At 39.4% G+C, this 13544-nt stretch carries 12 protein-coding genes; 4 read left to right on the forward strand and 8 right to left on the reverse strand.

The window, feature by feature from the left end; translation table 11 throughout:
* Positions 1 to 5: 5 nt before the first annotated feature.
* The gene (locus tag BS1321_RS08885) at positions 6 to 773 is read right to left on the reverse strand and encodes a 3-hydroxyacyl-CoA dehydrogenase (RefSeq protein WP_063234809.1); all 768 of its coding nucleotides are present in this window, start codon (positions 771 to 773) and stop codon (positions 6 to 8) included.
* A 73-nt stretch (positions 774 to 846) separates the two neighbouring features.
* Positions 847 to 1242, reverse strand: a complete 396-nt coding sequence (locus BS1321_RS08890) for a MerR family transcriptional regulator (protein WP_063234808.1) — start codon at positions 1240 to 1242, stop codon at positions 847 to 849.
* Positions 1243 to 1406: 164 nt separating this feature from the next.
* Between BS1321_RS08890 and BS1321_RS08895 the strand changes: the two genes are divergently transcribed.
* The 3 genes from BS1321_RS08895 to BS1321_RS08905 all read left to right on the forward strand — a co-directional run bounded on the left by BS1321_RS08895 (position 1407) and on the right by BS1321_RS08905 (position 3412).
* Entirely contained in the window at positions 1407 to 1832 is a 426-nt protein-coding gene (locus BS1321_RS08895; RefSeq protein WP_063234807.1) for a universal stress protein, read from the forward strand.
* A 164-nt stretch (positions 1833 to 1996) separates the two neighbouring features.
* Entirely contained in the window at positions 1997 to 2881 is an 885-nt protein-coding gene (gene cidR, locus BS1321_RS08900) for a cidABC operon transcriptional activator CidR (protein ID WP_063234806.1), read from the forward strand.
* Between the two features lie 159 nt (positions 2882 to 3040).
* Positions 3041 to 3412, forward strand: a complete 372-nt coding sequence (locus BS1321_RS08905) for a hypothetical protein (protein WP_063234805.1) — start codon at positions 3041 to 3043, stop codon at positions 3410 to 3412.
* 62 nt (positions 3413 to 3474) lie between these two features.
* Here BS1321_RS08905 and BS1321_RS08910 read toward each other — a convergent pair whose 3' ends face one another.
* The 5 genes from BS1321_RS08910 to BS1321_RS08930 all read right to left on the reverse strand — a co-directional run bounded on the left by BS1321_RS08910 (position 3475) and on the right by BS1321_RS08930 (position 7567).
* Positions 3475 to 4197: an amino acid ABC transporter ATP-binding protein gene (locus BS1321_RS08910; protein ID WP_063234804.1), complete on the reverse strand. Its 723-nt coding sequence runs from the start codon at positions 4195 to 4197 to the stop codon at positions 3475 to 3477.
* Positions 4194 to 4850 (reverse strand): amino acid ABC transporter permease, encoded by a 657-nt coding sequence (locus BS1321_RS08915; protein ID WP_063234803.1) that lies wholly within the window; start codon positions 4848 to 4850, stop codon positions 4194 to 4196. Before BS1321_RS08915 ends, BS1321_RS08910 begins: the two co-directional genes overlap by 4 nt.
* A 78-nt stretch (positions 4851 to 4928) precedes the next feature.
* Positions 4929 to 5753, reverse strand: coding sequence for a basic amino acid ABC transporter substrate-binding protein (locus BS1321_RS08920; protein WP_063234802.1), 825 nt, complete (start codon positions 5751 to 5753; stop codon positions 4929 to 4931).
* A gap of 341 nt (positions 5754 to 6094) precedes the next feature.
* The gene (locus tag BS1321_RS08925; protein ID WP_063234801.1) at positions 6095 to 7114 is read right to left on the reverse strand and encodes an AI-2E family transporter; all 1020 of its coding nucleotides are present in this window, start codon (positions 7112 to 7114) and stop codon (positions 6095 to 6097) included.
* A 222-nt stretch (positions 7115 to 7336) separates the two neighbouring features.
* A complete protein-coding gene (locus BS1321_RS08930) occupies positions 7337 to 7567 on the reverse strand; it encodes an excisionase family DNA-binding protein (RefSeq protein WP_063234800.1) in 231 nt (76 codons plus the stop codon).
* Positions 7568 to 7828: 261 nt separating this feature from the next.
* On the opposite strand from BS1321_RS08930, the gene BS1321_RS08935 reads away from it, so the two are divergent.
* Entirely contained in the window at positions 7829 to 8755 is a 927-nt protein-coding gene (locus tag BS1321_RS08935; protein ID WP_063234799.1) for a glycine-rich domain-containing protein, read from the forward strand.
* Between the two features lie 114 nt (positions 8756 to 8869).
* Here the strand turns inward: BS1321_RS08935 and BS1321_RS08940 are convergent, their stop codons facing one another.
* On the reverse strand, positions 8870 to 13540 hold the full coding sequence (locus tag BS1321_RS08940) for a hypothetical protein (protein ID WP_063234798.1): 4671 nt from the start codon (positions 13538 to 13540) through the stop codon (positions 8870 to 8872).
* Between the last annotated feature and the right edge of the window lie 4 nt (positions 13541 to 13544).

Here is a 13544-nt window from a genome sequence, read left to right on the forward strand (position 1 = left end):
ACAACTTACCTGGGTGACATTCTAATGGCCCCATCAAGTCTGATGGTTTCCCCATTCAACATCGGATTCGTTATGATGCTTTCCGTTAGTTTAGCGTACTCTTCGGGATACCCGAGCCTTGATGGGAATGGCACGGTTTTACCTAATGACGTCCTCGCTTCTTCAGGTAATGAATCGAACATCGGAGTGTGGAATAGACCGGGTGCAATCGATACGACACGTATCCCTTTGGTGGCAAGCTCCCTAGCGATCGGCAGAGTCATACCAACAATCCCTCCCTTAGAGGCACTATATGCAGCTTGTCCGATTTGTCCTTCAAAGGCAGCTACCGAAGCTGTATTGATAATGACCCCACGCTCCCCCTCTTGGTTCGGTTCATTTTCGACCATTTTTTTCGCCGCAAGCCGGATAACGTTAAACGTACCGACCAAATTGATTTGCACGACATTTGAGAACGCTTTCAATTCATGTATACCTTTTCTGCCTATGACCTTCTCGGCAATCGCAATGCCTGCACAATTGATGACCGTATTGATGCTTCCGAATTTTTTTATTCCTTCATCCAATGCTACCTCTACGCTTTCTTCACTAGTTACATCCGCTTTAATAAACAGGACTGAATCTCCCAATTCCTGAGCCATTTTAGCGCCATTTTCTTCCGAGAGGTCAAATATGACCGCTTTTCCACCTTTTTTAATGATGTTTCTTACTGTCGCGGCTCCCAGACCTGAAGCCCCGCCTGTCACTACTGCAATGGTTTCTTGAATTTCCAAATCCTCACCCCATTTGTTTCTAGAATATATATTCATCTTTCACTATCATCAAAACCTATTTTCAAGATTAATTTCACCGCTTGCCTGTTTTATCGTTCACTTTCAAGTCATGAAGGGTTTCGGTAAAGCCTTTTATTACCTGTTCAAAATCCTGCTTCAACCCATCCAGCTCTTTAATGCGTTCATTTATTTCGTTTAACTTCTGTCCTGCAGTTTCAATCGTTTTTTCCAATTGCTTTATGCCTGTCCTATCCTTATCGAATAAAAGGACTATATCCTTTATTTCCACTAACGAAAAACCATACTTCTTACCGCGCATTATGATTTTGAGCTGTGCATATTCTTTCTTTCCATAAACTCTTTTTCCCGTTTCGGTACGCTTTGGCCTAAGCATACCCAGTTCCTCATAATATCGGAGGGTCCTTGTCGTCAATCCGAATTCTTTTGCTAACTCAGAAATGGTGTACATGCTAAAACCACACTTTGCAAAGGGATTAATTACCTTTATTTTAACATTGACGTTAACGTAAACTTCAATAAATATTCACAAAATTTATAATATATGAAACTGCATGAAAGATTTAAATTGATATACTAGGGGTATATTCTTTAAAAGAAGGGACTGATCGATCAATGCTATGTTCAAAAATATTAGTTGCTTATGATGAATCTGAATTGGCACTTAAATCTTTAGAAAAAGCGATTGAATTAGCAAAGCTAGATCCCGCTATCGAAATCCAGGTGCTTCACGCTGTAACGCTGCCAATCAAACCAAATATATATGGCAATGCCTTTCAGGAAATTGAAGAATCCATGCTCAAGTATGGCAACGAAGTGATTAAAAAAGCGGAAGGGCTTTTATCCGAAATCCCGAATTCATCCCAGACATTTGTCGTAGAGGGTTCAGCCATCACGACTTTATTGGAACATGCAAAATCCCAGAATTGTGACCTTATCATCATGGGCAGTCGCGGTTTGAGTGGTTTCAAGGAATTCCTGGGCAGCGTAAGCCACTATATCGTTCAACATTCCCCAGTGCCCGTCTTATTGGTCAAATAAAATTTTAGCCAGATATTCTTGCCACCTTTCATAAGCTGGGTTCCCCTTTGGAATCCAGTTTATTTATCCGTGCATGAACTCTATCAAAACTTATCATGTTTTACAAACACTTCCGTTTACGGGTAAAATGAAACTAATTTTAAACAAGGATAACAGGTGACGCAATGGATATTAAACATTTGCAATACTTTATAGAGGTAACCAATTTCAATAGCTTCACTCGGGCTGCCGACCATTTATTCATTACTCAGCCGACCATCAGCAAGATGATTAAAAACCTGGAAACCGAGCTAGGTGTTGAGCTTTTTGATCGTTCACGTAAGCAACTGATCTTGACCGATGCAGGCAGGGTTGTCTTAGAGCAGGCAAAATTGATTGATAAGGCCTTTCACAATTTAGAAACGGAAATGGACAATTTATTAGGTTTAAAAAAGGGACATATACGCATCGGCCTGCCACCGATCATCGACGCTTCTTTCTTCCCCCGAATTCTTAGCCGTTTTCACGAGGACTATCCCAATATTACCTTTCAATTAGTAGAGGATGGTTCAAAGAAAATAGAAGAATCCGTCCAAAATGACTTAATTGATATAGGCGTAATAGTCCTGCCAACCAACACCGCACTTTTTCATCATTTTGCTTTTTTGGAAGAAGATATCAACTTGATTGTTCACCCCTCCCATCCGCATGCTTATGGGGAAGAAATCGATTTGGCCGACCTGGAAAACGAATCTTTCATCTTATTCAATAAAGATTACGTCCTTCGAGATCTCATCATTTCGTCCTGTAATGAAGCTGGTTTTTCTCCACATATCGTCACGGAAAGCTCACGCTGGGATTTTATTGAGGAAATGGTTTACTGTAAACTTGGCGTTGCTCTATTACCTGAAAGTTTATGCCGTCATGATGAGCGCGTAAAGACAATCAAGGTTAAAAATCCCTCCATTAGTTGGAATTTAGGATTTATTTGGAGTAAGGACCACTATCTTTCATACGCTGCAAAAGAATGGCTGAAATATACGAAGGAAGCATTGTCTCATAAGTATTGAATGATTCGGCATGATTGATGTAAGCACTATCATAGATTTGGGTTATGAACATGATAACATCTAACCATTTTACAATGCGTTACGGCGGGGGTAGACTAGTATGAGTAAAAAGCATGGTAAATGCTGATGGATTCCATATATTCTTAAAAGGAGATATTCATGATCACTTTATCTAGTGTCGATGAGTTACAGGCAACAGAATCAGCTCTGGAGAAAATTAAATATTCATACCCCGAACTATTTAATAAACTGTTCCATGTCGTTGCCTTAACACGGGCTCTTCAATTTAAATATCAATTTATGGGCACATTAATCATGGATGAAAACCCTAACGAATACACCCCTGAATTCGTTATGCCCTCCGTTATCGGATTATATATAGAGGAAGTTCAAAAGTTAAAGGATGATCCGAATATCCAGGTATTACTTCAGACCTTCTCCCAAAATGAAAATATTGGATATGCCAAAATCAGTATGCTTGTGCTCGGTAAAAGCCCTGAATCGCTTTTAGGCGCTTCATACATCAAATGAAGCCCCCTGATATTCTCCGAAAAAAAACCTTCCTTAATGGAAGGTTTTTTTCTTTACGGTAATTAAAGTACTTTACTCAAAAAGGCTTTAGTTCTTTCCTGCTGGGGATTATTAAAAATCTCACTAGGAATATTTTCTTCAATAATATAACCTTCGTCCATGAAAATCACGCGATCTCCAACTTCTTTTGCGAACCCCATCTCATGGGTCACAACTACCATGGTCATGCCTTCCTTAGCCAGTTGCTTCATGACCTCAAGGACTTCACCGACCATTTCTGGATCTAGTGCGGAAGTTGGCTCGTCGAATAGCATGATTTTGGGTTCCATCGCTAACGCCCTTGCAATTGCGACGCGTTGCTTTTGTCCCCCCGATAATGAATCTGGATATGCGTTCGCTTTCTCGCTAAGTCCCACTTTCTTAAGCAGTTCCATCCCTCTTTCGGAAGCCTGTTCTTTGGATAACTTGCGGACCTTTATAGGCGCAAGCATTATATTCTCAAGAACAGTCTTATGTGGAAATAAGTTAAAATGCTGAAATACCATGCCAACTTCCGTCCGGACTTTATTGATATTGACCTTCTTGTCTGTCGTATCAAGCCCTTCAATGAAAATATGGCCTCCCGTTATCGTTTCAAGTTGATTGATACACCTGAGGAAAGTGGATTTACCCGACCCAGAAGGACCAATTACCACGACTACTTCCCGAGGGGAAACGATTGCATTGATATTTTTCAATACATCATTTTCGCCAAATGACTTCTTTAGATTCTCCACCTTGATCATTCTGTTTTCAACCTTCTTTCGAGTCTATTTAATACGAAACTTAAAATGAGGGTCAGGAATAGATAGATGAAGGCACACGCCAAGTATGGCTCCCACACTTTAAAGTACTGACTCCCCATCGCTTTTCCCCAATACATCAATTCCGGGGCAGCAATGACACAAAGCAGGGATGAATCCTTCAATAATACGATGAATTCATTTCCTAACGGAGGAATCATTCGTTTGAAAGCTTGAGGCAATACAACATGTATCATTGTTTGGATATGGGTCATTCCCAATGAACGCGCCCCTTCCATTTGCCCTTTATCGATGGATTGAATGCCCGCCCTGAAAATTTCGGCAATATATGCGGCTGCATTTAAAGATAAAGCAATGACACCGGCAGTTACTGCATTCGTTTCCCCGGTAAAAAAGGGCACAATTCCAAAATGGATTAAAAAGATTTGAACTAAAAGCGGTGTTCCGCGAAAAACCGTGACATAACAGTAAAATGGAAAGGCAAGCACTTTGTTTCTCATGATTTTCCCTAAACCGATCAATAGCCCCAAAAAGGTTCCGATGAGGATGGAGGAAGCCGACAGCCCTATAGTAAGCAATGTTCCTTTTAATAAGAAAGGAGCATATTCAAAAATAATATCCCAGCGAAAACTCATTTTGTTTCCCTCCTAAGACCAAAAAAACTGCGTAACTTCACACGTAAAGTTACGCAATCTTTTACTATCCATTTGTTTTTATTGTTGTGCTTTCAACGTTTCAATATCTGGATCAGTACCAAACCACTCTTTATAAATTTCTGCATATTTCCCATTCTCATAAATTGCATTCACGGCTTTATCGAACTCCGATTTCAATTCACTGCCTTTTGGGAACATAAGACCATAAAACTCCTCATTGAAACTTTTGCTATCTTCAACGACTTTCAGTTTTTGATCGGGGTTATTTTTCACATATTCTTCAACAACCGTATTATCAGCTACGACAGCCGAAGCTCCGCCTTTTAGTAATTCCTGAATGGCCAGGTTATTATTTTCGAATTTTTTGATATCCTTGTGATTCTTTCCAAGGAGTTTCTCTACCGCTTCCTGTCCTGTGGTACCAGTCTGAACGGCAATGACGTTTCCTTTCAATTCATCTCCTGATTTTATATCGCTATTCTCAGGAACGAGAATCTTGTTTGTGGATAAGAAATACGGAACCGAGAAGTCATAAGATTGTTTTCTTTCGTCATTCACTGTAATCGCAGATATGGCGACATCCGCTCTCTTACCTTCGATTTCAACAAAAATCGGATCCCAACCAACACTTTCCAATTTAACTTCATATCCCGCTTCTTTTGCAACAGCATTGATGAAATCAACATCGAATCCTACAATCTTATCGCCTTCAAGATATTCAAATGGAGCATAGTTGGCGTCCGTCACGATTCTGAGTGTTTTCCCATTGGACTCTTCTTCTTCTTTACCAGTTGTCGAAACTTCCTTATCCTTCCCGCATCCTGTCACGACTAGTAACAAAGAAGCTACCATGGCAAACACTAAAAAAGAAACCTTTTTCAAAATAATCCCCTCTTCTCTCTCGTAAACTCTCTTTTTCAAAAAAAAACAGATAAATCTAACTTTAGAGAACATTCAGTATATTCTTTTAAGAATATTATACGTTTATTTGTTTTTTTATGCAATACAAAGTCGATAAACAACTTTAGTAAAATAAAATTTTAATCAATTAACTTGGTAAATCAGAACCGTAACTATGCTCTAATGGGGAAAGATACAGACTTTTACCTTTTTCTCGAATAAATGGATGTTATATTGAAAACAGATAGTGCCAACTTTCAAAAGGTTTAATAGAACAAAAATAAGCAGCGGCCATATTAGCGTGGCCGCTGCTCAAATGATTATTATGGGACTTCCTTATTCCCCTCTTCAATATCCAACATATCCAACAGGAAGATGAAGATCGGTATTCCGATGATCAATCCCCATATCCCAAGGAAATGCTCGGAAAACAATAGGATGATAAAGGTGAAAAATGTTGGAAGATTTGTTTTTGCCGACATGAATTTCGGATTTAAAATATAGCTTTCAAGTGCATGGATCACAACAATCATGATTAACACAGCAATCACTTTGGGCATGCCGCCGATGCTATAGGCAATCATGCTAAGTGGAATGAGGGAGATGATGACCCCTGCAACCGGAATCAAACCCAGGAAGAATATCATGATCCCTAGACCGAGTAATTGCGGGAAGCCAAGAATCCATAAGAAAGTTACAGATAGGACAGCATTCGTAATGGCTATCAAGAACTGGACCTCAATCACCTTTCCGAATGAATTGATGAATTTGACGCCAAAGTGGCTTAAGTTTATAAAGAAAGATTTGAATTTGGCCCGCTTGAATTTAGAAGTGAAACGAATGATTTTATCTTTTTCCAATAAGAAAAATAGACTAAGCAACATGGAAATGAAAATTTGAAATGCCAGTTTACCGAAATCGGATATATAAAGATAGAGTGTATTCATCTGTGTTTGAAGATCGAGCGGCGATCGCAGCTCGTTCATTATATTAATGGCATATTGAATGACCCTACTATCTGGTGGATGTTGAAAGAAGTAAACGATTTGTGTCACTAATTCCGTGAATTGTAGCGTAATGACCGGTAGATATTTATAAAGAACGATGGCTAAACAAGAAATGACGACTGCATATAAAAAGCTTATAACAACCTTAGAGTTGATATGCACCACTTTATTCAGCCGAATCATGATAAATTGCTCCAGCCTTCCCATCAGGAAAGTGAAAACAAATGTGAATAACACGATATTAACCATACTGCCGATGCTTATTAAAAAGAGAACTAACACAATTAATGTAATTAACCTTGAAAAACCTTCGCTTTGCAAATACTCTTTTACCACTTACCTATCTCCTAACTACCATTCTGCCGTGATAATTCCTTCTACCTTTTATTTTACACGTAATTGAGGGATTCTACTACAATTACCTTCCATTGACAACAAAATTATTTGAATAATCAATAAGACCCATGATGGAGATGTAGTTAAGACCTTTTTCGAAAATTCGATCATTAATTTCACAGCCATTTCTGCATGAAAAAACATCTGCCAAATGGGCAGATGCTAATCTTCATCCTTCACATCGATATCTTCGGGGATGCGTTCGTTATAATAATCCGCTAATTGCTTCTTATATTTCTCCATCTGTTCAAGATGCATATTAAACTGCTCTTTAAAAATCAAATGCTGCTCACCATCATGAACGGTGCGAATTTTATTTTGAACGATCAAACTTTCTATATAAGATTCCGGCATTGATAAATATTCCGCAGTCTCTTTTACTGTCAAGTACATGCCTTCACCCCTTTTCCTCTCTAACTATACTAGATATGGGGCATTATTTGAAGTGCTTGATCTTTGATTGAAAATCCCTTCAATGCCAAGGAAAGGACGAAACCGGATTCAGGGTTTTTGGCATGTAACCTCCCAGCTTACTCGATTTCCGCAAATGGAACATTTTGCACGAAATCCCAAACAATAACTTACAATCCCTTCCAATAACATGTAAGATAATGTTAAAGTAATATATCCATAGATTAAGAGGAGTGGACAAAAATGACCTTCTTTTATGTCATTCTTGCGGCAATTTTTGCTGTTTTCCTGGTCAATTTCTTTAAAGGGCTAAGTGAACCGGCTAAATTAGAACGCTATCAAAATGAATTCCGCAAATACCATGCGGAAACTTTAGATCTGCATGCAACGGAAATCGTTTCAGAAGCATTGATTGAAAAGCTTAATAAAGCACTGGATTTCAGCTATATGGAAAAGGTCAATGCTGAATTCCGACTGACGCATCCACGGGACTCACAGATAAAGGTCAATCAGGCTTGGCGTGAATTGAAACGCTATATGATTATGGCTGCAGTGTTTGGAAAAGTTGAAATGTTTAATTCAGTCATCGATGAGTTATGGCATATCATGTTGAAATATAGACAGGAATATGATGAGTTTTGCCAGGCTTTCATCGGTAGGACCATTCAGCACCATCCTCATTCAGAACCTGTTTTCAAACCCGAAGAGCGCACTCTTTTTGACTTTTACTATGTACAGCTATTTACGGTGGACTCCCATTCCATTCAAAAATGGGGCAAATTTTTCAAACATGATAAAGGGCAAACGCTTCTCCGCGATTTTGAAACGTTGGAGCTGGAGCAGTTAAAAGAGAAATATATGCGGAACCCGACAAGTATACAAGCGGAACGGACCTTTGAATCTTTCACTTCCCAATTTAAAGAAAATCGCCCCATGACAGAATTGAATTGGCGGAAAACGTACGACCAGACGGACTACGCAGCTCCTGCCTATTTCACTTATGCAAGCACCGATGATTTTGACAGCGAATTTAAAGATATTTTCGGGAATGAATCGAACACAGTTTCCTCTGGATCCAGCCATGCCGGTCATGGTGATCATAACAGTTCTCATGACGGCAGTTCTGATTCCTCTTCCAGCTGTTCTTCATGCAGTTCCTGTTCGTCTTGAGCATCAAAAAAACGCTTGGAAAACCCAAGCGTTTTTACTTTGCCCTATTATCCGTTACGCCTTTTTCATGTCCCCGCATCTTCTTCATTAACCAAACAGTGAATTAACGATTAATTAATTCCACCGATTGAACCAATTCTTGATCCTTTGTTTATTTTTCTCAAGTACCTCCTTCGATGTCCGGTTGTCTTTTTGTTTTTTCCATTCAAAGAAAGATGCAATTCCGATAAGCAGACCTCCGCCGATGATTAAATACAGCCACCATGGCATCTCGCCCCACATCGAATTGGTATTCATATAGACATTGAATAAAATGGTCCCAGTTCCAGCGATGAAATAGGATTTGTATTTCATCATGAATCCAAAGAGCATTGCTGCCAATGAAACCGTGCCGATAATGAGGGCATCATATAAGGTGTTACCTGCCATTGCATCAATAATCAAGGCTAAAAATAAGAGGAAAACAATACCACTCTCGATATATTGTGTGATTTTTCCTTTAACAAAGATTTTCCTCATCAGAGTGGTGCTGACAATGAACAGCGGCAGAATATTCACCTCTTCCTCAAGTACAGGAGGTATCGTGAGCTGATCGACAATGACCCAATACGGATATAGACTGAACAATATTGCTGCAGCCAACTGGGATCTTCTTTCCAACATGCCTGTAGTGATGCTTCTCATCAAAATGAAATAGGCCGGAATCAGAAGTGCCACGAAGATTTCCAAAATGAAATGTGCTGGTCCCCCCGTCAAAACATCCATATTCATGGCAAGAAGAAACAGCAGACCATAGACTCTGTAAAAATCCAATTGAAGTACTGCCCCGCCCTTATCAAGCAATCCTTTAAAGAATTTCCTGCTTAGCAGTACCATTATGGCCATACACCCAAAAAGGACTGCCGCTCCAACGAAAGGCTGTAATGTGTCCGCGTACATGATGATGGTCCAATACGGATACAAACTGAGAACTCCCGTCAGCCAAACGTAGATGCCTTTTTCTTTTACATCCTTTGTGAAACTTCCAATCAAGATGAAGTATACCGTGATCAAGAGTGATACAAAAACTTCGAGTAACTGGGTCAATGTTTCAGTTACTGGAATTCCCCGATTCATGGCCAGTAAAAACAGCAGGCCATATATCCTGTATGCATCAATGTTAATACCTGTTTCTTCCTTTTTGATTAAACCATCGAAATAACGCCGGCTTAAAAGCAGCATCCCTGACATACAGCCGAAAAGGAATATCAATCCCATTACAACCGATAAACTGTCGGCATAGCCCACGATGATTAAGAAGGGATACAGACTGACTAGTGCAGCAATATTGGAATAGATTTTCCTTTCTAGCTTTTCCGCTGTCAAGCTTCTCAGGAAAATGAAATAAGCGGTTAACAGAAGCGAAACAAAGACTTGGAGTAACTGATACTTAGCATCATTAAAAACCTCCACATTCATATCGATCAAAAAGAATAAACCATAGATCCTGAAAGGATCAAAGTTGATGATGCCAGATCCATTTTTCTTGAGTAACCCGCTGGAATACAGCCTGCTTAACAACAACATTCCTACCATACAGCCAAAAAGAACTGCCAAACTCGTGACGATTGGGAGTGTATGGGCATAGTCTATGATATTGATGAATGGGAAAATGCCGATGATGGCCGCTATTCCCGAGTAAATGCTTTTTTCTTTCTTATAGATCGTGAATCTTCCCATAAGGATGAAGTAGCTAGGTAACAGCAGGGTAACAAATATCCCCAAAATCGCAGAACCTGTATCGCTCATAAACACTTCCAGATTCAGAGTACACAGATATAACAAGCCAAAAATCCGATAATAATCAATGACTCTCTTCGTTCCCTCTTGGTTGAGCAATCCTTTGAAATGGCGTCTGCTAGCCATCACCATCACAGCCATACATACAAGCAATACGATAATTGCCATAACCAAAGGTAATATATTTACATACATATTATAGAAGATGAACGCCAGACTTAGAGGAACCACAACATAGTTCCGCCAATTCCTTTTCATGAGCAGATACCAGGCAAACAAGATCTGTACAGTCATCACTCCTACCCAGACCAATTCCCTGTTAAGCGGAAAATCCCGGATTGCAGTTTCCAATATAGATATGCTTATTCCTAAATGAATGAATGGAATAAGATAATACTCCATTATGCCTTTCCAATTCTTATTGGAAACCGACCACAGAATGGTTATGAGTCCTGCTGTTATCATCATGCATATTGATGTAATGAATGCCATTTGCCCCACGTTTGTTAAAAATAAATGGGCCTGCAGGAAAAGGGCTGAAAACCCTAGGTACGTAAAGACGTATTTTTCCCATTTCACATGTGCCCTTAAAGCACTCAAAATATAAATCAACAGTTGTGCAACATATAGGAACGGTGAACTTTCCGAATAAACAATAAGCAAATATCCAACGGGAATCGCCAGTAAATTGGCAAGGTGACTAGTATATTGAAAGTACAATTTCCCATTTTTCGAATATTTCCCAAGCCATTCTCCTAAAAGGAAAAAGATAATAGGACCTAGCAGCACAAACGCAATCTTCAACACCATTGAACCAAAATCAAAAACATCGTAGAGTGAAGCATATAGGCCGGCACTTGTAATCACGACAGGCACCCAGAATATGTGCTTCCGATGTATATGGACGGACCAGCCGTTTATTACAGTAGCTATGGCAATGGCTCCGCTTGCCTCCAAAGGATTCAGTGAATCGAATGGAATCGATATCAAGGAAAGGAAGGAAAGAATCTGTCCGCTACATGCAAAAACAGGAAAGAATTTATGATATCCCTTTTTAAATGTGTAAGCTGCACCGATGGAAATCAGTGAAACCCCCATTAAATAGACGCTGAACATTATATTTGATCGGACCCACTCTAAACTCTCCAACAAATATGGATAGAAAGCAACCAAAGCCAGTACGAAAGTGATTGGAAATCCGTATATGGCTTTTTCCTTCATATGCTTTGATTCGTCTTTTATATATGTGATGAAGAAGAGCCCAGAGATCATGGCGAGCTCTGCACTAACTGCAAGCCAATCCATTTCGCTGAATTTACTGGTCAGTATCACTAACATGATCATTGGGGAGATAAGTAAGATACTCTTCTTAAACAGGCTATACCTTGGGTGACGGTTATATATATAGACTCCAAGATATTGAATGACCTGTACAACAAAAAACAGATTTAATATGGTAGAAAAAGAGACTGGCAAGGCAAAGAAAAGATATAGGAACGCTAAGTCGAAAACAACCACAGCTGGGTACGTGAAGCTTGAATTTCTCGAATGAAGGGAAACATAGACAAGCTGAGCGGATACTATCATGAGCGCGATGAATATTTGCGCATAGTTCTCCTGGTACACCATCGCATTACTATATAAGAAAACGATCCCGCTCTCAATCAAACTGGTGAACATGAAGTTCTTGGAAAGCTTAGTCATTTTGGATTTAGCCAGATATTTCGATAGCACAGTAAAAATGATTGGTACAAATGCAAAAGCAATGATCATGTACTCACTTAAAAATGAGTTAAAAATAAAATGGATATATCCATACGTGAATACGGCGCTAAAAGCCATTTCATAATATTTTTTTTGGAATTTGACCGAAAAAATTAAAAACAAAACGGAAAAGACCATCAACGTTAGCGAATACACCAAGTTACTTGAAAATAACGTCAGTATCACAAAGGCTTCCACGATGATCTTAAACTGGATGAATTGAAAAATGAATGGTTTAAATAACGTTAATGCTTTTTGATTTTTCAATTGCTCAATATTCCATAATAGTATTAAATTAAGAATGCCAATCGCCCAAAACATCCACTCGATAGTCGGCGTCACAAAAGCCAATCCGAAATAGCAGGTAATGCCGAACGTGAATATCGAAATGAAAATGAATATTTTCGACTTAAAGTAGTCAGCAATCTTACAATAAATGGATAAGCAAAGTAACCCTCCAAGAAAACCCAGAAGCCCTCGCCCCCCACCATTAAGTGAAAGGTACTCTCCAAAAATCCGATAATATGAAGCTGATAAAATCGTAATCGGAATGAATAAACCCGCTAGCGTCAGGAATGCAAAAGCGGTCTGTTTAATTTTCAGCTTCGAAGCGATGAAGGCCATCCCTGTAAAAATGACGGATACCATTCCAATGAAGAAAACTTTCAGGACCGCATTTAGATCCCCCCATGAAGAGGTTGCTAAAATCAACCCTCCAAACAGAAGCAATATGACCCCAGTGAGCAGGATGACAGAGATATTCCGTTCCCTGATTTGCTCAGGTGTTTTCTTCGGCTTTGTCGGTTTTACCGGTTTCTCCCGCTTGATGGCCTGCTGTTCAATAACCGGTTTCCTATCAGTGATCTCCTTGACAGGTTCAAGACTATCCTCCAAAACGGATTCAATAGGATCATACCCGGCCTTCTCATTCTTCATTATCGATTCTTTCGATTTACCAGATTCCCGTAATTTCAATGAAGATTCTTCAATCAGCCTATCTTGAACCTTCATCTCGGCACTTTCACCGATAATCGTTTCATGTGCTCGGATGGACTTCTTTTTTTCATGCTCTAAGCGCTTTTGTTTATGGAGGGCTAATTGGAAATGCCGATTATATGCCCTGCTAATCCGGATATATTCTGATTTAGGAATGAGCCGCCTTTCCAATAAAACATCCAGCTCTTCTTGGAAAATACGCTTCCTTCTTTCTAATGTCATTTCTTCGTTTGAAGAATCATTCATCCCA

It is taken from the genome of Peribacillus simplex NBRC 15720 = DSM 1321 (assembly GCF_002243645.1).
GTDB lineage: Bacteria > Bacillota > Bacilli > Bacillales > DSM-1321 > Peribacillus > Peribacillus simplex.

Bases quoted from the DNA above. Each gene is read 5' to 3' on its own strand.
- BS1321_RS08890 (WP_063234808.1), bottom strand. From the start codon at position 1,242: ATGTACACCATTTCTGAGTTAGCAAAAGAATTCGGATTGACGACAAGG.
- BS1321_RS08895 (WP_063234807.1), top strand. From the start codon at position 1,407: ATGCTATGTTCAAAAATATTAGTTGCTTATGATGAATCTGAATTGGCA.
- cidR (WP_063234806.1), top strand. From the start codon at position 1,997: ATGGATATTAAACATTTGCAATACTTTATAGAGGTAACCAATTTCAAT.
- BS1321_RS08905 (WP_063234805.1), top strand. From the start codon at position 3,041: ATGATCACTTTATCTAGTGTCGATGAGTTACAGGCAACAGAATCAGCT.
- BS1321_RS08910 (WP_063234804.1), bottom strand. From the start codon at position 4,197: ATGATCAAGGTGGAGAATCTAAAGAAGTCATTTGGCGAAAATGATGTA.
- BS1321_RS08915 (WP_063234803.1), bottom strand. From the start codon at position 4,850: ATGAGTTTTCGCTGGGATATTATTTTTGAATATGCTCCTTTCTTATTA.
- BS1321_RS08930 (WP_063234800.1), bottom strand. From the start codon at position 7,567: ATGTACTTGACAGTAAAAGAGACTGCGGAATATTTATCAATGCCGGAA.
- BS1321_RS08935 (WP_063234799.1), top strand. From the start codon at position 7,829: ATGACCTTCTTTTATGTCATTCTTGCGGCAATTTTTGCTGTTTTCCTG.
- BS1321_RS08940 (WP_063234798.1), bottom strand. From the start codon at position 13,540: ATGAATGATTCTTCAAACGAAGAAATGACATTAGAAAGAAGGAAGCGT.